Origin of the sequence: Glutamicibacter arilaitensis Re117 (assembly GCF_000197735.1) — a bacterium.
Taxonomy (GTDB): domain Bacteria; phylum Actinomycetota; class Actinomycetes; order Actinomycetales; family Micrococcaceae; genus Glutamicibacter; species Glutamicibacter arilaitensis.
On sequence record NC_014550.1, the window covers coordinates 2,798,602 to 2,817,543 of the forward strand.

19 protein-coding genes are annotated in these 18,942 nt (G+C 59.0%); 8 read left to right on the forward strand and 11 right to left on the reverse strand.

Annotation, left to right across the window (positions count from 1 at the left end; all coding sequences use genetic code 11):
- Positions 1–47 precede the first annotated feature (47 nt).
- Positions 48–323, reverse strand: coding sequence for a hypothetical protein (locus AARI_RS13440; RefSeq protein WP_013349824.1), 276 nt, complete (start codon positions 321–323; stop codon positions 48–50).
- Between the two features lie 33 nt (positions 324–356).
- Entirely contained in the window at positions 357–917 is a 561-nt protein-coding gene (locus AARI_RS19340) for a hypothetical protein (RefSeq protein ID WP_013349825.1), read from the reverse strand.
- A gap of 167 nt (positions 918–1,084) precedes the next feature.
- Between AARI_RS19340 and AARI_RS20450 the strand changes: the two genes are divergently transcribed.
- A complete protein-coding gene (locus tag AARI_RS20450; RefSeq protein WP_404813038.1) occupies positions 1,085–1,258 on the forward strand; it encodes a TOPRIM nucleotidyl transferase/hydrolase domain-containing protein in 174 nt (57 codons plus the stop codon).
- The gene (locus AARI_RS13450) at positions 1,255–1,764 is read left to right on the forward strand and encodes a hypothetical protein (protein ID WP_013349826.1); all 510 of its coding nucleotides are present in this window, start codon (positions 1,255–1,257) and stop codon (positions 1,762–1,764) included. Before AARI_RS20450 ends, AARI_RS13450 begins: the two co-directional genes overlap by 4 nt.
- 376 nt (positions 1,765–2,140) lie before the next feature.
- Here AARI_RS13450 and AARI_RS13460 read toward each other — a convergent pair whose 3' ends face one another.
- From AARI_RS13460 to AARI_RS13475, 4 genes are read right to left on the reverse strand one after another with little or no spacing between them, the layout of a single operon-like run.
- Positions 2,141–2,677: a type II secretion system F family protein gene (locus tag AARI_RS13460; protein ID WP_013349828.1), complete on the reverse strand. Its 537-nt coding sequence runs from the start codon at positions 2,675–2,677 to the stop codon at positions 2,141–2,143.
- A complete protein-coding gene (locus AARI_RS18700; RefSeq protein ID WP_013349829.1) occupies positions 2,674–3,348 on the reverse strand; it encodes a type II secretion system F family protein in 675 nt (224 codons plus the stop codon). Before AARI_RS18700 ends, AARI_RS13460 begins: the two co-directional genes overlap by 4 nt.
- Before the next feature lie 3 nt (positions 3,349–3,351).
- The gene (locus AARI_RS13470; protein ID WP_013349830.1) at positions 3,352–4,593 is read right to left on the reverse strand and encodes a TadA family conjugal transfer-associated ATPase; all 1,242 of its coding nucleotides are present in this window, start codon (positions 4,591–4,593) and stop codon (positions 3,352–3,354) included.
- The gene (locus AARI_RS13475) at positions 4,593–5,657 is read right to left on the reverse strand and encodes a hypothetical protein (RefSeq protein WP_013349831.1); all 1,065 of its coding nucleotides are present in this window, start codon (positions 5,655–5,657) and stop codon (positions 4,593–4,595) included. The genes AARI_RS13470 and AARI_RS13475 overlap by 1 nt, the downstream gene beginning before the upstream one ends.
- A gap of 144 nt (positions 5,658–5,801) precedes the next feature.
- Here AARI_RS13475 and AARI_RS13480 point away from each other — a divergent pair, with 144 nt between their 5' ends.
- Positions 5,802–7,451, forward strand: a complete 1,650-nt coding sequence (locus AARI_RS13480; RefSeq protein ID WP_013349832.1) for a bifunctional 3'-5' exonuclease/DNA polymerase — start codon at positions 5,802–5,804, stop codon at positions 7,449–7,451.
- Positions 7,452–7,457: 6 nt separating this feature from the next.
- Here AARI_RS13480 and AARI_RS13485 read toward each other — a convergent pair whose 3' ends face one another.
- Together AARI_RS13485 and nth are read right to left on the reverse strand one after the other, a co-directional pair.
- Positions 7,458–8,135 (reverse strand): NUDIX hydrolase, encoded by a 678-nt coding sequence (locus AARI_RS13485; protein ID WP_013349833.1) that lies wholly within the window; start codon positions 8,133–8,135, stop codon positions 7,458–7,460.
- Positions 8,132–8,914: an endonuclease III gene (gene nth / locus AARI_RS13490; protein ID WP_226910443.1), complete on the reverse strand. Its 783-nt coding sequence runs from the start codon at positions 8,912–8,914 to the stop codon at positions 8,132–8,134. The genes AARI_RS13485 and nth overlap by 4 nt, the downstream gene beginning before the upstream one ends.
- Before the next feature lie 196 nt (positions 8,915–9,110).
- On the opposite strand from nth, the gene acs reads away from it, so the two are divergent.
- Both acs and aroQ read left to right on the forward strand, forming a co-directional pair.
- Entirely contained in the window at positions 9,111–11,108 is a 1,998-nt protein-coding gene (acs, locus tag AARI_RS13495; protein ID WP_013349835.1) for an acetate--CoA ligase, read from the forward strand.
- A gap of 132 nt (positions 11,109–11,240) precedes the next feature.
- Entirely contained in the window at positions 11,241–11,693 is a 453-nt protein-coding gene (gene aroQ / locus AARI_RS13500; RefSeq protein ID WP_013349836.1) for a type II 3-dehydroquinate dehydratase, read from the forward strand.
- A gap of 10 nt (positions 11,694–11,703) precedes the next feature.
- On the opposite strand, the gene AARI_RS13505 is transcribed toward aroQ, so the two are convergent.
- Complete coding sequence (locus AARI_RS13505; protein WP_041649986.1) at positions 11,704–12,894, reverse strand: MarP family serine protease; 1,191 nt, start codon at positions 12,892–12,894, stop codon at positions 11,704–11,706.
- A gap of 204 nt (positions 12,895–13,098) precedes the next feature.
- Here AARI_RS13505 and AARI_RS13510 point away from each other — a divergent pair, with 204 nt between their 5' ends.
- The gene (locus AARI_RS13510) at positions 13,099–13,776 is read left to right on the forward strand and encodes a Crp/Fnr family transcriptional regulator (protein WP_013349838.1); all 678 of its coding nucleotides are present in this window, start codon (positions 13,099–13,101) and stop codon (positions 13,774–13,776) included.
- A gap of 79 nt (positions 13,777–13,855) precedes the next feature.
- Here the strand turns inward: AARI_RS13510 and AARI_RS13515 are convergent, their stop codons facing one another.
- Both AARI_RS13515 and AARI_RS13520 read right to left on the reverse strand, forming a co-directional pair.
- Positions 13,856–14,770, reverse strand: a complete 915-nt coding sequence (locus AARI_RS13515) for an NUDIX hydrolase (RefSeq protein WP_013349839.1) — start codon at positions 14,768–14,770, stop codon at positions 13,856–13,858.
- Between the two features lie 61 nt (positions 14,771–14,831).
- A complete protein-coding gene (locus AARI_RS13520; protein ID WP_013349840.1) occupies positions 14,832–15,308 on the reverse strand; it encodes a RidA family protein in 477 nt (158 codons plus the stop codon).
- Between the two features lie 225 nt (positions 15,309–15,533).
- Here AARI_RS13520 and AARI_RS13525 point away from each other — a divergent pair, with 225 nt between their 5' ends.
- Complete coding sequence (locus AARI_RS13525; protein ID WP_013349842.1) at positions 15,534–17,816, forward strand: transglycosylase domain-containing protein; 2,283 nt, start codon at positions 15,534–15,536, stop codon at positions 17,814–17,816.
- 120 nt (positions 17,817–17,936) lie between these two features.
- Entirely contained in the window at positions 17,937–18,890 is a 954-nt protein-coding gene (locus AARI_RS13530; RefSeq protein WP_013349843.1) for a metallophosphoesterase, read from the forward strand.
- The last annotated feature ends 52 nt before the right edge of the window (positions 18,891–18,942 follow it).

Consider the following 18,942-nt stretch of genomic DNA (forward strand, 5'->3'; position numbering starts at 1 on the left):
CCTTAAAGGGCCGGCTGCTCAGAATTCCGATAATCCTCATTGCTTTTTTATGGACCCTGCAACAAGGTGATGACGACGTTCATGATCTGCAGCGACAGCACACCGAACGCGATTGAGATCACCGCCCACAAATACGCCCGCTTCGCCAGTGCGATACCGCCGCCGATGAGGCCGAACAGGATCGGAAGGAAGAACATCCAGAGCGGCTTCGCTTCACCGGAATTCGTCCAGTCGACGAGCACCAGCATTGAAAGGAGCACGAGCGCCATGCTGATCCAAGTACCTGCAGGGCACTGACGTCGCTTGCTTACTGCCTCGGTCATTGGTGAACCACTTTTCCAATCTTTAATTGAGGTCTACTTGAAAGGATTGCAGAACGAATAGGTGAAGTACACGCTGACTGCGCTGGCCATGGCACGTTCCTTGCCGCCCATCTTGTATGCGTTCCTCTTGATGCCTGAGACCAAATTGCGGTCGCACGAGCACGCGAAGTATCCGCGGGAGCCGTAACAACGGTCGTGCGTGCGGCAGAGCGAGTCGAGTGTATCCACCGCGCGTCCGCCGCCGTGGCCGGGACCGCACCAATTGCCCCAGAGGGGCATGCCGTAGGTCGTCACGCCGCCGGCCGGGGCCGATTGTGCCGCGCTGTAATTGTTTAGCAGCTGCCCGACCTCCAGCGTCTCGGCGTCAGCGCCGGCTGCCTTGGCCTTCTCGATGTCGAAGTAGACCTGGCCGCTGCGCGTGGTCGTGAACTCCATGGTGGAGTCAACGTTTTCGGTGATTTGGCGCTCAGCGGCCTTCTTTTCCGAATTGGACGGTGCTGCGTACGACGGAGCCGCGAACACGCTCAAACTGGAAATCACCAGCGCGAGAGACGTCAGGAGCGTGATTCCTGATTTGTAGATTTTTACTTTCATGATGATATATTCATCATTTCTCGAGGTGAAAGTCAAACTTCAAGTTAGAGGTGACAAGGGAAAAATTCTCGTGCCTGCCGTCCATACGCTGTATTCCTGCAACAATTCGAGGTTTCCCTTCTATTTTCATCTATGTTGGATGAATTGCATATGTCGAACGAAATGTGATGTTTGTGAAGATCGGAGGGAAGGGGAACATTAGCCGTTACAGGAAATTCTTCGAACAATTCGACGTACCGATTCACGTCATCGCCGATCTGGACGCGATGTCGAACGGATTCGAGCATCTGACAACAACGTCGCAGGTCAAAGGGTTCACGGCAAGCTCATCACTTTGGTGAAAGAGCAGATCTCTGGCCCGAGCACCCCAGATCGCGACAAGGTGAAGGAAATCGCCCGTACCCGAACTCATCGACAATTGTGGGGGTCGGCGCAGGGACACTTCGAGGCCTGGCACGAGGACCAGACGCGGGAGTCTGCACAGGCAGTAGTGGATGATCTAACACAGCTTTTCGATGCTGGTAACGGCGACGCGATTCTTGCACATCTTCAGAAACCACCCACTGAGCAAATCGCTAACCTGGTTGAGGAAGTCATCTCATCGCTAGCACAGGAAAACACATACGTGTTGCGACGCGGCGATCTCGAGGAATACTGCGGCACGAACGCGAAGGATGACAAGGTGGCAACCGCAATGAAGTTCTGCGAGGCCACAGCGACGCTCGATGCGCTCAAAAAAGTGCACGGCACGCAAGGGGATGCCATCGCCGCGGAACTAGAGGGTATCTTCGCGAGTATCTTCGACTCAAGTGCCTCTGCGCATGAGATGAACGTGCGAAGGAGCTAGGCAATTGGTCCGGTCTTCTAAGCCGCGACAGGATAACGGTAGGCCGTTACGAGGCCGCAGGACTGCTGATGTTGTTTCGTGCTAGCAGGGTCGCTTGAGCATCCACGCTCACCTAGGCAAGCGAGGTTAACTCGAATCTGAGTATGTTGTAAGGCGTTCACGGCGGCCAGGGTGACCATAGCGAATTCGGCAGTGGTGGACCCTTGCTCGTCTCGAAGCTGATCCATGATTTCCTGGAGCCTTCGATTCATTGTGTGTTCCTTTCCAAAATGCCATCCCCAACCTCGATGCCAGGGATGTTGTCCTTCTACCTTCGGTGGATGCAGCACGAGTAAGCGCCGGATGCTTGCGAGCTGGGTATAACCATTGCCGTTACCTACTGGAAGCTGGGGAAAAGTGCGATGATCAGCGGCACCACGCCCAAAGCGATGAAGGCCGGCAACGCACAGGCACCCAAAGGCAAGACCAGCCGGGTGCCGAATTGGGCTCCGAGGCGCGCGACTTTCTGCGTATGTTCCCGCCGTTGCAATATCGCGGTATTGCGCAGCAGGCTTGCTGCGGGCGCGCCGGTCGCGTGAGCAAAGTGCAGTGCTTTGCGCAGCGGCATCAGCCAACCAGGAACAGCTTCCCAAGCTTTGTCCCATGCCATGTTCATCTCCAAGCATCGGGCGACGCTGCGCAGTACCGCGCACTGTTCAATGCTGTTGCCCAGCAAATCGAGGATCTGGGTAATGGGCATTCCTGAATCCAGCAAACTCGCGCTGAGATCAAGGATCAGTTCGATGGGATTTTCCTGCGCTCGTCCCCTGCCGATGACCCGGTGCCGTGCTCTGGCTGCCTGGTTTTTCCAGTTGGCTGGGTCCATTGCCAGCGCTATGGCCAGTGCACCGCATAGGAGAATCAGAATGATCATGAGAATGCCTGACTTGAGGTTGTGCGCATCAGCCGCTGGCACCAGATTCGATTGGCGATCCACAGCACTGCCCCGATGAGCACGCTCAGTTGAGCTGCCCAGGAGCTGGCGATGGTTCCCAAGACGTCAATGCCCAGCAACATCCCGAATCCAAAACCAACCAACGGCAGCCACGTCAGCAACTTGATCGTAGCTTTGGGCCCGGCCATCGCCGCGTCGAATGCTTGCTGCGCCACGAGGGCATTTTCCAGGTCCTCAGCCAGCCGTTCCAACACGTCGGCAAGACTGGCTCCGGAGCGCGCGGATAGTTCCAAGCACCAGTGCAGCCGTTGCACCGCAGGGCTTTGGTTCCCATCCAGCGCATCGCCACGAGGCGCGCTGTTATTCAGCCGATGGGTTGCCTGGAGCTCTTTGAGTGCCCCGACGATTTTTCCGTGCTCTTCCTCGGCATCAAGCAACGCGTCGATGGCAGGGTAGAAACTCAGGCCGCTTCGCAGCAATGCTGAGAGCTCTCGGATCACGCGGGCATCGGCATTCAACACCGAGTGCCCGTCTTTTCGTTTTGTTGCCCCATGGGTCCAGATTCTGCGCAGCGCTCCAGGGTTCGCGGCGGCAGCATGTGGCGGGATCCAGAGCCATAACGCGAAGGCAGCGCAAATGAGGATCAGCATGATTCATTGCTCCGGTGAGTTTCCGGCAGCCACGTCCCGCGCAATAGCGCCGGTCAGCTCCGAGCCGAATCGGCGTTCCAAAATGCGTTGGCCGGTCTTGGTTAATGGTTCTGGGGCTTGCAGATCAATCAGGCTTCGCATGCTCATCTGTCCATCGCCGCTGGTGCTCAGGTAGCCAAGCGACACCGGTCCGCGCTGCCCGTGCTCTGACCTGCTCATGTGAATGACCAGATCCAGTGCGCTGGCTGCCTGCAATGAAGTTGCCTGCACGCTCCACCCTGCTAATGCGCCCAGCGCTGCCAAACGGGCAGGAACGGATTCGGGGCTGTTGGCGTGCATAGTGCCTGCGGCGCCTTGGTGGCCGGTGTTCATAGCTGCCAGGAAGTCACGTATTTCTTCGCCGCGGCACTCGCCAACAACCAAGCGGTCCGGACGCATGCGCAGGGCCTGGACCACCAAGTCCTTGAGATCTATCCGGCCAGCTGATTCGACATTGGCTGTACGGGTTTGCATAGACACGACATGCGGGTGCGGTACTTGCAATTCTTGCGAATCCTCGACGATAACCAAACGGTGTTGCGGGTCTGCTTCGGCCAGCATGGCTTGCAAGACGGTGGTCTTTCCGCTGCCGGTTCCACCAGTAACGAGGAAGTTCATCTGCCGTTGCACGATGGCCCGAAGCAAGGGCAGCCAGAACGGCCGGGAGTTCTCCAACACGGTGCCCAATTCAAGCTGTGAGCTTCGCTTGACGCGGATGGAGATCAACGGCCCTGCAGTGGCAATGGGCGGCAGTACGGCGTGGACCCGATAATTCTTCAAACTCATATCCATGAATGGACTCGCTGAATCCAACCGCCTGCCGGCCAGGGTCGCCAAGTGCACGGCGAGCGCCCGGACCTGTTCGGCCGAAGAAAACCGGAAATCGGTCGGTTCCAGCCCTGCCGGAGAATCTGTCCAAACCAATCCTTGCCCGTCCACCAGGACATCTGTCACCTCCGGGCGCTGCGCAAAGGGTTCTAGGATGGATAGTCCTGCCACTTCATGTTGCAACGACTCCAAGGATTGGGCCGCACCCTGGGATCCCAATGCCGCACCGGAGTCGTGCACCGCGCCTGCCAATGCGATCGCATCGAGCTGGCCTCCGGTGAGCAAGGCGCGTTCGCGCACGGATTCAAGAATCTTTGCATCCAGCATCGGCCCATCGGGGCTTGGATTGGTGTTGTGGCTATGCCGGCCCGGATTCATCAGCGCTGCTCCGGCACTTGCGGTATCAGGCAGAGGTTGGAAAGATGCTGGCGCAAGGCCCGTGATTTGAAGCTGTCGAAGAGCACGCCGCGTTCTGCGCACTTAATGATCCGGGCATGCTCCGGGAAGACTCCGAGAATTTCTGGGAAGCCTGCCGGAGCGTTTCGCAGTTTCTGCTCTCCGCACAGCACTACTTCTCCGCTGGACGGGATGGTCAGCGAACTGGCTGTGGCGACATTTCGGTCGATGAACTGGCTCAGTGCCTGGCGTTGCGGATGCGGAGCCCGTCCGGTATCCAGCACGACCAGGTCAAAGCCTTGGCGGACCGCTGCCAGCAAACGGATCACCAGCTGGTCCTCCAGCTTATGTGCTCCTGTTGCTTGCGACCAAGTCAAGATCGAAGTCTCGCGTAGCTGCGGCAACGTCTCGGCAAGCTGGTGGGCAGCTAGTGTGCCGCCGGATTGCTGCAGTTCTTCCCAACCGACGCCGGTGGGCGGTGTAGCGCAAATCAGCGGCCACGCACCTTGGGAGTGCTGATCCAAATCAATCATGATGCTGCGCAATCCACTGAGCGTTCCGGCATGGGCCAGCAGTGCCGCCAGCGTGGTGTTGCCAAGCCCGCCAGCGGAGGCATTCAGAGCCAATGTATGCCCGTGCCCGGCCCTCATGGCCCACAAACCCAGATATTCTCCGAGCCACTGGCTCGCAGCGGGCAATAGCGCAACCCGAGCCTTGGGGGTCCTGCTGGCTAAGGACCACAAGCTGGCTGCATCCTGTTCCAGGCCGACCAGCACATCGGCAGCAACGCTGGCATGTTCGGCAAGTGCAGCCATATCGCTGCCCCACAGCACCGGTCCCGAACCATCTGCCAGTACCTGCTGCACATCGGCGCAGTGCTTGATCCGTACGGCCGCGCCCACCGCGATCGCTGCGCACCGCTCAATAATCTGCGGATCGTTGCTCACGATGGTGCAGCTTGGCTCATTTTGCTCCGGCCGGTCTCCGGCAGCCAGCCGGCTGGACCTATTTTGCGCTGCTTGCCCGTATTCCAGCTCGGTGAGCACAAAACGTTGTGTGCTGCAGGGCCGTTGGGCAGCGGGAGATTCTGATAGCCATTTCATGTAACGAGGGTGGCCCGTTTCCGGGTAATTGCGGGCAGCTGGCGGACCAACTGGGGATATCAGCACTTGGCACGGCACAATAGACCCATGAGTGCCATCGCTTTCCTAGCTGCCGATCCCGATGGCTACGCCCTGATTGATCTTCGGGATCAGCATTCAGGCAGCTTATTGCAGCCGGTCACCCCGGTGGATGCCGAGGCTTTCCCCAGCGTTGTTGCCGGCTTGGAAACACAGCACAGCCCGCGTTGGGTGATGCTCCGTACCGACCCGTGGATGCGCCCGCTCATAGCCGCTGGAGTGCATCTGGCCAAGGCCCATATTCTCTGCCTAGCCCAACGCATCTTGCACCGCAGCCCATTGGCTTCCAAGGAGCTTGAGGATTTCGACCTTGAACGCCCAGTTCAATCCTTTGAACCGGCTAATCAAGATGCGCTCTTCGCAGCCCCGAGTTCCGGCGAATCGCTTTCCGAGATCATCGCCATGTACTTGTCCCAGCGTGAGGCCTTGCCGCAGGATCCCGGCCCCGGCCAGCGTCTTGAGCTGCTGATCCATGCTGAGTCGGTGGGTGCCTTGATCGCTTGCGAGATGGAAGCGGCCGGCCTGTCTTGGGATGAGGCCGGGCATCGGGCCTTGCTGCGCGAACAATTGGGCCCCCGCGTCTCCGATTACGGGCGGCCACCCAAGCTGGCGGCCAAAGCCCAGCAACTGGCAACGGCATTAGGCACTCCGGGACTCAACCCGGATTCTCCGCAAGAGCTGCTGCGCGCCCTGCATAAGGCTGGTTTCGCCGTCAGCTCGGTGCGTGCGTGGGAATTGGAACAGCTCAACCACCCATTGATTGCTGAGGTTCTCGAATATAAGAAGCTTTCGCGTCTGGCCAGCACCCACGGTGATGCGTGGCTGGACCAGTGGGTGAAAAATGGGCGGTTCCATCCGCATTATGTTCTGGGAACTGTCACTTCGGGACGTTGGGCCGCTTCCGGTGGCGGGGCGTTGCAACTGCCCCATTCCATCCGCCAAGTTGTGCGTACCCGCGAAGGTTCCACTTTCGTGGTGGCCGATGGCCGGCAGCTTGAACCGCGTATCCTGGCCGCCATCTCCAATGACCAGCAGCTGCAAAAAGCGGGCCAGCAAGATGACCTGTACCAGTGGCTGTTGGATGCCAAGCTCGTAGCGTCCCGTAACGATGCAAAGCTGGGGATGCTATCGGTGATTTATGGCGGCGGGGGCGGTGCCAGTGGCGCGGTAGGCGCGGCGCTCACCCGCAGTTTTCCCACCGCAATGCGGTTCGTGGAGCAGGCCGCTGCTACCGGACAACAGGGCGGGGGCGTGCGCAGCTTCCTGGGCCGCGGCTGCCCGCCAGCCGATGAGCAGTGGCTGGCGGGGCAGAAAGCTACCAGCGATGAAGCCTCGCAGCGTGCTGCTGACAGTGCGGCCAGGGCCCGTGGCCGGTTCACCAGGAACTTCGTAGTTCAAGCGACTGCAGCAGAGTGGGCGCTAGTATGGATGGGCCACGCGCGGCATCTGATCCACCAAGCCGGGTGGAGCCGCATCTGCAAGCAGGTGTTCTTTGTCCATGACGAGATTGTTTTCGAATGCCCTACCGGACTTGCCCCGCAGTTGCAGGAAGTGATCCGGCACGCGGCCATGCTCGCCGGGCGCACCCTCTTTGGACAGGCTTCTCCGCGCTTCCCGGTCAGCGTGGCCATTAGCGACAACTATGCAGAGGCCAAATAAGCGATATCAGGCCATGCGCAGTTCGCGTCGGTTGCTCCACGGCCGGGTCCAACCCAGTTCGTTGAACAAACGCTCCAGCACGATGGCGGTGAAACCCCAGATGATCCGGTCTTCGAATTCAAAGGCCGGGGATTTGAATTTCTGGTTCGACCGGTGCACCACAGCGGTCAGCCGATTTTTCGGGTCCAGCAGGTGGGCTACCGGGGCGCGGAACACCCCGGCGCTTTCGGCAGGGTCTGCCGGATACACTTCGGATTCGGTGTGCCACCAGCCCAGCACCGGGGTGACTAGGAAGTTCGAGACCGGCAATTCGGTTTCGCCCAGGTTGCCCAAGACCTCGATACCCGAGGTCTGGACCCCGGTTTCCTCCCACGCTTCGCGCAAGGCCGCATCCGCGACGCTGGAATCTTCTTGGTCGATTCCCCCGCCGGGGAAGGCAACCTGTCCGGCGTGCTTGCGCAGCGTGGCCGCGCGTTCCACGAACAACAGGTCCAGGTCTTCAACCCCTGAGTCCGGTTGCAAAGTTTTCTGCCCGGCACCGCCGAAGAGGATCAGCACCGCGGCTCGCCGTGCGGCGCTGAGCTCCATCTGGCTCATAACCCATTCATTGGGCAGCTTCTGGCTGGCCCCCACCTGCGATTCATGGCGGGCAATGACTTTTTCCAATTCCAAGCGTGCGCTCATGCGTCTAGTCCATATCCTTCGGCTCGCAGCTCGCGGCGGGTGGCACCGGCGATCATTTTCGCCAGCAGTTCCTCCCGCCCTGGTGCGAGCTCATACTTGAGCAACGCTTTGGCCTTGGCTGGTATTTCCTCGCCGATGCCGTAAGACGGGCAGAGCTTGGCAATCTCACAGGCCCCGCAGGCTGGTTTGCGCGAGTGGCATACGCGCCGTCCATGGAATACCACCCGGTGGCTGAGCATCGTCCAGTCGTGCTTTTCAAAAAGTTCGCCCACCGCGTGCTCGACCTTGACCGGATCAGTTTCATCGGTCCATCCGAAGCGATTGGCCAGACGACCGAAGTGCGTATCAACGGTGATCCCCGGAACCCCAAAGGCGTTGCCCAGAACCACATTGGCGGTCTTGCGCCCTACCCCGGGAAGTTTCACCAGCTCTTCGAGCTTGTTGGGCACCTGCCCGTCGAAGCGGTCAACCAGGGCGGCAGATAGCCCGAGCAGGGACTCGGTTTTGGCGCGGAAGAAACCGGTTGGGCGGATCAGCTCTTCTAGTTCGCTGCGCTCAGCCTGGCTCATGGCCAGGGCATCAGGGAAGCGGGCGAAAAGCGCTGGGGTGATGGCGTTGACCCGCACATCGGTAGTCTGCGCAGAGAGCACGGTAGCCACCAGCAGTTCAAAGGGATTCCCAAAGTCCAGTTCGGGCACCGCGTAGGGATAGGCCTGGGCCAATTCCCGGTTGATTTTGCGTGCTCGGCGCTTCAGTCCCAGCTCAGTTTCGTTTTTCAATTTCTTCGCCACGCAATAGATCGTGTCATGAGGTCGCGAACTTTTGACCCATGGACACCATTCGCGCGTGCAGTTCATCGCACCCCGTTGACCGCTTGGCGCACAATTTGCCCCATTTCCCCTTTCATCGTGACACAAACCATGTTGGCACCCGGCGCAGGATGTAACTTTGATCACAGAGAAACTATTTGCCGTCATGCGGAAGGACGCGAACACAGTGAGTGATTCGAAAACCCTGGACAACCTGTCGACCGAAACCCGTTCATTTGCTCCAAGCAAGAACTTCAGCGACCAAGCCATCGCCACCCAGGCTCGCTACGACGCGGCCAATGCCGATCGCTTGGGCTACTGGGCGGACCAAGCACGCCAGGTACTGACTTGGGACACCGACTTCACCGAAACCTTGGACTGGTCGCAAGCACCGGTAGCCAAGTGGTTTGTCGGCGGAAAGCTCAACGCGGCTTACAACGCGCTGGACCGCCACGTGGAGAATGGCCTGGGCGACCGGGTTGCCATCTACTTCGAGGGCGAGCCGGGCGATACCCGCACCTACACCTATGCGCAGCTGACCGAAGAGGTCAAGAAGGCCGCCAACGCTTTCGAGTCCCTGGGCGTAGCCAAGGGCGACCGCGTGGCTGTCTACCTGCCGATGATCCCCGAGGCGGTCATTACCATGCTGGCCTGCGCCCGCATCGGCGCCATCCACTCGGTAGTCTTCGGCGGCTTCTCCGCCGACGCACTGCGCAGCCGCATCGATGACGCGGATGCCAAGCTCGTGGTCACCGCCGATGGCACCTGGCGCCGTGGCAAGCCATCGCCGCTGAAGCCAGCGGTCGACGAGGCCCTGTCCGCACCGGGACACACCGTGCAGAACGTGCTGGTGGTCAAGCGCAATGGCGAACCAACCGAATTCGGATCGCTCGATAAGTGGTGGGATGACGTGGTGGGCGCGGCCTCCACCGAGCACACCGCAGTCGCCCACGACTCCGAGCACCCGTTGTTCGTGCTCTACACCTCGGGCACCACCGGCAAGCCAAAGGGCATCGTGCACACCACCGGCGGCTTCCTGACCCAGGGCGCAGTCACCCACCGCGACACCTTCGACCTGCACCCTGAAACCGATGTCTTCTGGTGCACCGCTGACATCGGCTGGGTCACCGGCCACTCCTATGTCACCTACGCCCCGCTGATCAACGGCGCTACCCAGGTGATCTATGAAGGCACCCCGGACACCCCGCACCAGGGCCGCTGGTGGGAACTGGTGGAGAAGTACGGCGTGACCATCTTGTACACCGCACCCACCGCGATCCGCACCTTCATGAAGTGGGGACGGGAGATCCCGGATGGCTATGACCTCTCCTCGCTGCGCGTGCTCGGCTCGGTAGGCGAACCGATCAACCCTGAAGCGTGGATGTGGTACCGCGATGTCATCGGCACCAACAACGGCAAGAACGGCGAACGCAAGGAACACCCGACCCCGATCGTGGACACCTGGTGGCAGACCGAAACCGGCGCGCACATGATCGCACCGCTTCCAGGAGTCACCGCCACCAAGCCGGGTTCGGCCCAGGTAGCAGTTCCGGGCATCGCCATCGACGTGGTGGATGAAGCCGGCGAGTCCGTGGCCAACGGCCAAGGCGGCTTCCTGGTCATCCGCGAGCCATGGCCAGCAATGCTGCGTGGCATCTGGGGCGACATGGACCGCTACAAGGAGACTTACTGGTCCCGCTACGAAAACATGTACTTCGCTGGCGACGGCGCCAAGAAGGATGCTGACGGCGACATCTGGCTGCTGGGCCGCGTGGATGACGTGATGAACGTATCCGGGCACCGCCTGTCCACCACCGAAATCGAATCCTCGCTGGTAGCCCACCCGTACGTGGCGGAAGCCGCAGTGGTTGGTGCCAAGGACGACACGACCGGCGAAGCCGTCGTAGCGTTCGTGATCCTGCAGACCGTGCCAGCCGAGGGCGAAGACGTTGTGGCTACCCTGCGCAACCACGTAGGCAAGGATATTGGCCCAATCGCCAAGCCGAAGCACGTGCTAGTGGTCCCAGAGCTGCCTAAGACCCGTTCGGGCAAGATCATGCGCCGCCTGCTCAAGGATGTCGCCGAAGGCCGCGAGGTCGGCGATGCCACCACGCTCTCGGACTCGACAGTGATGAGCCAGATCGCGCAGTCCATGGGCAAGTAGCCTAAATACGCACTGACACCGCAAGCCGCCGTCCTTTCACTTCTTTGCAAGTGAAAGGACGGCGGCTTGCTTGTATTACAGGCGCGGGGAAATTGACCGGGATTGGGCTGGTTGTGTAATAGATTTGAGTCCATGACTGAGAATGCATCGCACACCATCTTGCTGCTCAATGGCCCCAACCTGAATCTGCTGGGCACCCGCGAGCCGGAGATCTACGGCCACAACACGCTGGCCGATGTAGAACAGCTCTGCCGCGAAACCGCAGCTTCGCTGGGATTTGAATTGCGTGCCGTGCAGTCCAACCACGAGGGCGTGCTGATTGATGCGATTCATGAGGCCCGCACTACCGCGGCTGGAATCGTCATGAACCCGGGGGCCTTCACCCACACCTCGGTGGCTCTGGCCGATGCGATCAGCGGGGTTCAGCTGCCCACCATCGAGGTGCACATTTCCAATGTGCACCAGCGCGAGGCCTTCCGCCACCATTCCTTCATCTCACCGGTTGCCAGCTCGATTATTGTCGGTGCGGGCGTAAACGGCTACAAGCTGGCAGTCCAGCAGCTGGCCCATTTGCTGGGCCGGTAGTCCCACGCCCTTAGCCGGAGATGCAGTCCCCGGTCTTGATGCTGGAGCGTCGATCTGCGCCGATTTCCAGGGCCTTTTCGATTTCTTCCAGGCTCAGCGCGAAGCCCACCTCGTCGTCGCTGCGCGACTTGGCGAAGATCATTCCCACGGCGTCGCCTGAATCATCAAGCAGCGGCCCGCCGGAATTGCCCTGGGCAACTTCTGCGGTGAGCTGGTACACGGAGATCCGTGAAGGATCGTCACCATAGATATCGGCAACGGAGACAAAGGCGCGGGAAGCAACCATGGCCCCACGGATCTGTTGCGGGCCGCCAGCAGGGTGCCCGACAAATGTTGCTGCGTCTCCACGCATGAGCTCTTCGTCAGCCAGCGGGATCGGTTCGCTTTGCAGTCCTTCGACATAAAGCAGCGCGATGTCGGCCTGCGGATCGAAGTAAACAACTTTTCCGCGGTGAACTTCGTCACCGCCAACCTCCACGGTAGCAGCGCTCAATCCGGCAACCACATGTGCATTGGTCATGACCAGCTCGTGGTCCACAACGAAGCCAGAACCGGTGAGGTTCACACCGCATTGCACCGCGGTGCCCGAGACCTTGGCAGCCGATTGTGCTGCTGCCAGCTGCAGGTCGGTGGCGGCCCATTCAGTATTCTCCGGGGCTTGGACAGGAGGCGCGAAAGGCTCCAGGAATGCGGGAAGCGTTTCGGCGATGACCTTGGAGCGAGCCGCGGAAATTGCGGCATCGACAAACTCCGGTGTCAGACCACGAATTGAGTCGATCATCTTTGACTTGCTGATCTCCAGCGAGAGCCTTGGAATACCCATGCTGGAAGTGGAAAAGGCCAAGCCACCGATGATTGTGGCGGTAATGAACACCGAAAGCACGCCGCCGGCCAAGCGGTCTGCGGCGCGCAGGAAATCGACGTTCATCCAGTGCCTGATCCGGGTGGCGATCACTCGTCCCAACGCTTGGCCGAGAATGATCAGCACCGAGGCTGTGGCGACCATCAGGCCCACGCGCCACCAGGGGTTCGTGGCGAAGGTGGAGACCAGCGGGATGGCAAAGAACGCGGCGACACCGCCAACGATCAAGCCGAGCATGTCGCCGATGGTCAGCAGGAAGCCTCGACGAACTCCAATGATGAAAAACATCAGCAAAACAGCGCAGATGACTACGTCGAGCCAGCTGAAAATTCCGAGCACCAAGACCCCAGTTCATTCATAAAGTTCGTATAAACCCAAGGTACCCTTAGAAGCTGATGGATTTCTGCGAGCAGATTCGCGAGTTTCGGCCGAATGTGCGTGATCTTCAACATTTTCTTGGTTAAACCACGTGTGGAAACTGTCACATTGTTACCGAATACGGCACAATGAAGTAAGCGCCTACTACTGTTGACAGGAGTTTTAATGGATATCGAGGTACTGCGTCGCGCGCCACTGTTTGCGTCGCTTGGTGATGAAGTTTTCGCCGCGCTAACCGAAGAATTGACCGAGGTTGATCTGTCCCGCGGTGCGTCGGTGTTCCGTGAAGGCGATCAGGGTGACCGTTTGTACTTCATCGTTTCTGGCAAGATCAAGCTGGGTCGCACCTCTTCGGATGGCCGAGAAAACTTGATTGCTGTTCTTGGCCCAGGCGAACTGTTTGGCGAGATGGCACTGTTCGATCCACACCCACGTAACGCAACTGCTACTGCCGTGTCTGAAACCCGTTTGGCGGGTCTGAGCCACGACAACATGCGCAAGGCTATCTTGAACTCCCCTGAGGTCTCGATCCAGCTGTTGCAGGCTCTGGCTGCACGTCTGCGTCGAACCAACGAGTCCTTGGCCGACTTGGTTTTCTCCGACGTTCCTGGCCGTGTTGCCAAGGCACTGTTGGATCTGGCTGACCGCTTCGGCCGCCCGGCTACCGATGGCATCCTGGTTGCTCACGAGCTGACCCAGGAAGAATTGGCTCAGCTGGTTGGTGCTTCCCGCGAAACCGTGAACAAGGCCCTGGCCGAGTTCGTGCAGCGCGGTTGGCTGCGTCTGGAAGCACGCGCCGTCGTGATTCTGGACATCCAGCGTTTGCGCCAGCGCTCGCGCTAAATCGAAGTTATTCAACTCAGGCCGAAAATCCTCGCGGATTTTCGGCCTGAGTCGTTTAAGCGTGCTCGCAGTTCGAGCTTCAGTGTCCGGCAGAGGCCTGCCATGAACGAGTGGATTCAGCGCTGATGGAGCCTAGGACTTCTAAATAGTAGATGCCATCACGCACCAGCAGATCCGGATGCTTCAGGTTCAAGGAGCGGGCTCGTGAAAGATAGGCGACCACTCCGTTGGCTTCCGCCATGGCTTCCAAGATCATTTCCACCGCCGGATAGGTGATCTCCGAGAGAATCAGGTTCACGGTATTGGGCTGTCCCACTATATCGCCCAGCTCGCTGGTATTGCGCTTGGCCAGCACTTCACCAGCAGAAAGCCAACGCCCCCATTTACCCTTGCCGCGCAGCAAGGTTGCCTCTTGGCGGTTGGGCACAGTAGCGGTGAAGTACCAGGTGTCGAAGCGGCGCAGGGCGAAGTTCGGGTTCAGCCAGTGCGATACCGGGCGCAAGAGGTCGGTGCGCAAGCCAAGCCCGCGCCGACGCAGGAATTCGTCGAATCCAAGATCCTGTCCAGCGATCGACTCGCGGGCGGTCATCCAGTCATCGGCGTCGGTCATTTCGACCACGGACTGCTCGTCGGTTCCGGCAAGCAGGATTCCTGTCTCTTCGAAGAGCTCGCGGATGGCGCACACGATATAGGACTGGACCAGCTGCTGGTCCAGTTGATCCATGCGCCTGGACCATTGGGACAGGCTCGGGCCGAACCATTGGTAGTTCGCCCCGTCGCTAGCCTCACGGCTACCGCCAGGAAAGGCTACGTTGCCCATAGGCGATCCGCCAGGGCGATAGGTCAAGTAAGTCTCCACGCCGTGAGAAGAGTCCCGCACAAGGCAAACAGCGGACGCGCGCCGCGGGGTACGCGGAGTGCGTGAGCCAAAAGAGAACCAGTTCTCGGCGGTAGCGATTTGATGTGGCGGCAAATCAAAGAGCCGGCGCACCATACCGCTGCGCGGCCCCGACGGGAAGGCCCGTCGGGGCCGCGCAGCAGGAAACTGGCTTGAATTACTCAAATTCGGCGATGACCTCAACCTCGACCGGAGCATTCAGTGGCAGAACGGCAACGCCGACTGCTGATCGCGCGTGCAGGCCTGCGTCACCGAGGACTTCACCGAAGAATTCCGATGCCCCGTTGATCACTCCTGGCTGTCCGGTGAACTCTGGTGCAGACGACACGAAACCGACAACCTTCACGATGCGCTTAATGCGATCTAGGTCACCAATTTCAGCCTTGATGGCGGCCAGCGCGTTCAGCGCTGCGGTCTGTGCCTGGGCCTTGGCTTCTTCAGCCGAAACCTCTGCGCCAACCTTTCCAACCGCTGTGAGTTCACCATTAATCAACGGTAGCTGGCCGGAGGTGTAGACGTAGTTGCCGGTGGTGATGGCAGGCAGGTAGGCAGCTACCGGCTTGGCTACGGCTGGCAAGGCATGACCGAGCTCGGCAAGACGAGCTTCGACACGCGAAGAAGTAGCTTCTTGCATGGGATTTCTCCTTTAGTGAATGTTGTTGCTAGTTATGCTTTTGGACGCTTCATGTAGGCCACTGGAGACGAGCCGTTAGGGCCTGGAACCACGGTTACCAGCTCCCAACCGTCGTCTCCCCACTGGTCCAGAATCTGCTTCGTAGCGTGAATCAAAAGCGGCAAAGTTGCGTATTCCCATTTAGTCATACTCGATACGTTAGCGCGTCCTTGTAAACTAGTGGGTATGGCAGCCAAGAAGTCCCCCTTTTTTGATACCGCTACCACTCTGGGAAAAGTCGTTGCATTCTTCGGAATCAGCGCCCTGTGTGGTGTGCTCGCAGCAGGCATGCTCGTGCCCATTGCGGCAATCGCTAAAACCGGTTTGACCACCGGTAATAACATTGTCACAGCGCTTCCGAGCTCGTTTGAAAAGCTCCCGATCCCGGAGCCTTCCACGATCCTGGATGCCGATGGTAAAACCATCGCGACTTTCTACCAGCAAAACCGCCAGCCTGTGAAGCTTGATGACATCTCGCCAAACATGCGCAAGGCGATCATCTCGGTGGAAGACGAGCGTTTCTACGAGCACAGCGGCATCGACCCTAAGGGCATCGCCCGTGCAGTAGTTGGCAACCTCACCTCTTCGAGCCGCTCTGGTGCTTCCACCTTGACCCAGCAGTACGTGAACAACCTGCTGGTGAACAACCAGGAACTGACCGGCTCCGCTGAGTCCACCGTTTCCGGCCAGAAGGACTATGCAGATAAGATCCGCGAGCTGAAGTACGCGGTAGCGATCGAGAAGGAAATGTCCAAGGACGAGATCCTGGAGGGCTACTTGAACCTGGTGCTGTTCTCGGGTCGAGAGTACGGCGTGCAGGCTGCCGCTCAGCACTTCTACTCCATCGATGCCAAGGACCTGAACGTGCAGCAGTCGGCCATGCTCGCCGGCATGGTCCAGTTGCCAAATGTCTACAACCCGCTCAACAACCCTGAGCGTTCCATCGATCGCCGCAACAAGGTGCTGGGCAATATGTACCGCGCCGACGCGATCACCAAGAAGGAATACGACAAGGCGGTGAAGTCGGATCTCGACCTGAAGCCTAGTAAGTCCCAGTCTTCCGGCTGTTATTCGGCTGGCGATGACGCTTTCTTCTGCGATCTTGCCACCGAACTGGTTCTGCAAAACGAGTCGTTGGGAAAGACCCGCGAGGACCGTGAAAACATGTTGTACCGCGGTGGCCTGACTGTCAAGACAACCTTGAACAGCAAGCTGAATGAAAAAGCTGCAAAGGATGCGCGCAAGGCCATCGACCCGGAAGCCAAGTCGAATACAGACGTGGCATCCGCCATTGTGTCAGTAGAACCAGGTACTGGAAACATTCTGGCTATGGCACAAAACACGGCTTATGACCCTGCTGGCGGTCACGGAAAAACTACTCTGAATTATTCTGTTGAGCGTTCTCTAGGTGGCGCCGGTGGTTTCCAAGCTGGTTCAACTATGAAGCCCTACACCACACTGGCATGGCTTAAAGAGGGCCACAATATGTGGGACACCATTGATGCAAGGCGCGATCACTACTCAGGCTCGTATGACTGGAAGGCCTCCTGCTTGCCCACTGGATCCACACGTGCCTATGGCGGCTGGGACGTGAATAACGCGTCAATCGGATTCAAGCGCAAAATGAAAGTTAATTACGGACTTAAGTGGTCGATTAACACCGCAACCGTAGCCGAGGCCGCAAGACTCGATCTTTGCAATATCACCGACTACACCACAAAGTTGGGACTAGTCGATTACGACAGCGGCAAGGGCGAGCCGATTTCCGCGACGCACCCATCTTTCGTTATTGGTACTCCTAAGATCACTCCCCTGGCGCAGGCTGCAGCCTTCGCAGCGTTCGCCAACAAGGGTGAATACTGCGAACCACGTGCGATCATGTCGATCACTGACAAAGATGGCACCGACTACAAAGTCAAGAAGGAAACCTGTTCGCAGGAAATCGATCCGACCTATGTTGCCGACCTGAATGGAACACTGAAGTCTATTGCAACTGACCGAGTTTCTAAGGGCAGAGTTTCAGGTCCGATTGCTGGTAAAACTGGTACGAATAACTGGTCGACTTCGACTTGGTTCGTGGGCTACACGACAGGCATTTCCACTGCAGCTTGGGTGGGACGAGTCAATGCGACCGCCGCTGAGAAAGAAAATACGCTTCAGGGTTCGATGATCAACGACCAGCGGGCTTCAATGGTGCTCGACTCCTCGACCTACGCTGCACCGCTGTGGGTGGACTTCATGGAAGAGGCCGTGCACGAATACGAGCGCAACAACTTCGGTTCGGCCCGTCGCCAGCCGCCTCCACCAAAGCCGAAGGAAGAAGACGATTCCAAGTCCGACTCAGATGAGAAGGATAATGACAAGGAAGAGAAGAAGGAAGATTCCAAGCCCAAGGAAAAATCCTCCTCCACGCCCGACTCCGATAACGGCAATCGCGGCAACGGAAATGGCAAGAAGTCCGATGACTAGCTGAACATTAGAAAGGCCGCGTCCAACTTTGGTTGGACGCGGCCTTTCGGTTTAGATTGGCATAGGAGAACTTCACCAGAAGCTGCTTCCGGGTTTCGAAAGGTCAATGGCACATAAGTCATGGTTGAACAGAATAATTTCGCTTCGGCGCTACGTCATGCCGCTGGTACAGCTGCCCTTGCGACCACCGGTGCTTTGGCACTGGGCGGCGCGCTGGTGGGCTACGGCATGCTCGAAACCCAGAAGTTCGGGCTGCGCCACGAGAGCCTGAAGGTCCTGCCGCGCGGATACCGCGACATCAAGGTCCTGCATCTTTCAGACATCCACATGGTGCCGGGGCAAGAAGCCAAAACCAAGTGGCTGCGCGGTTTGGCAGATCTGGAACCTGACTTCGTCATCAACACCGGTGACAACCTCAGCCACCGCAAAGGCGTGCCAGCGTTGATCAAGGCACTCGAACCACTGATGGCTTTCCCTGGCGCATTCGTACCCGGCTCGAACTGCTATTACGCACCGAAGCTGAAGAACCCGTTCAGGTACCTGACTCCTTCCAACGGCACCCCCAAGCCTGCAACAAGGGACCAGCTGCCCTTCGAAGAAATGCACCGCGCCTTTGGCAGCGCTGGCTGGATCAACATGTCCAACCGTGCGCATTCCACGGTGCTCAACGGCTTGCGCCTGGATCTAACCGGCGTCGATGATCCGCACCTGGAACGCGACCACTTCGCAGGCTGGCCGCGCGGCTCTTCTTCCAGCAACGAGGCACCCCATGTGCGCATTGCGCTGACCCACGCACCCTACCAGCGGGTCCTGGACCAGTTCACCGAGGCGAATGCGGATGTCATTTTCGCCGGTCATACCCATGGCGGCCAGGTCTGCATCCCAGGCTACGGCGCCTTGGTCTCCAACTGCGATCTGCCAACATGGCGTGCGCGCGGACTGACCGATTGGGACTACAACGGCAACACTGTCCCGCTGAATGTCTCGGCCGGCCTGGGCACTTCGCGCTTCGCACCGATTCGCTTTGCTTGCCCTCCAGAAGCAGTGCTGGTCACTTTGACGGCCCGCGACTAGAACGCCGCTTTCTATCCTTAATCCCCGATTGAGCACCATGCTGTTGCTCAAT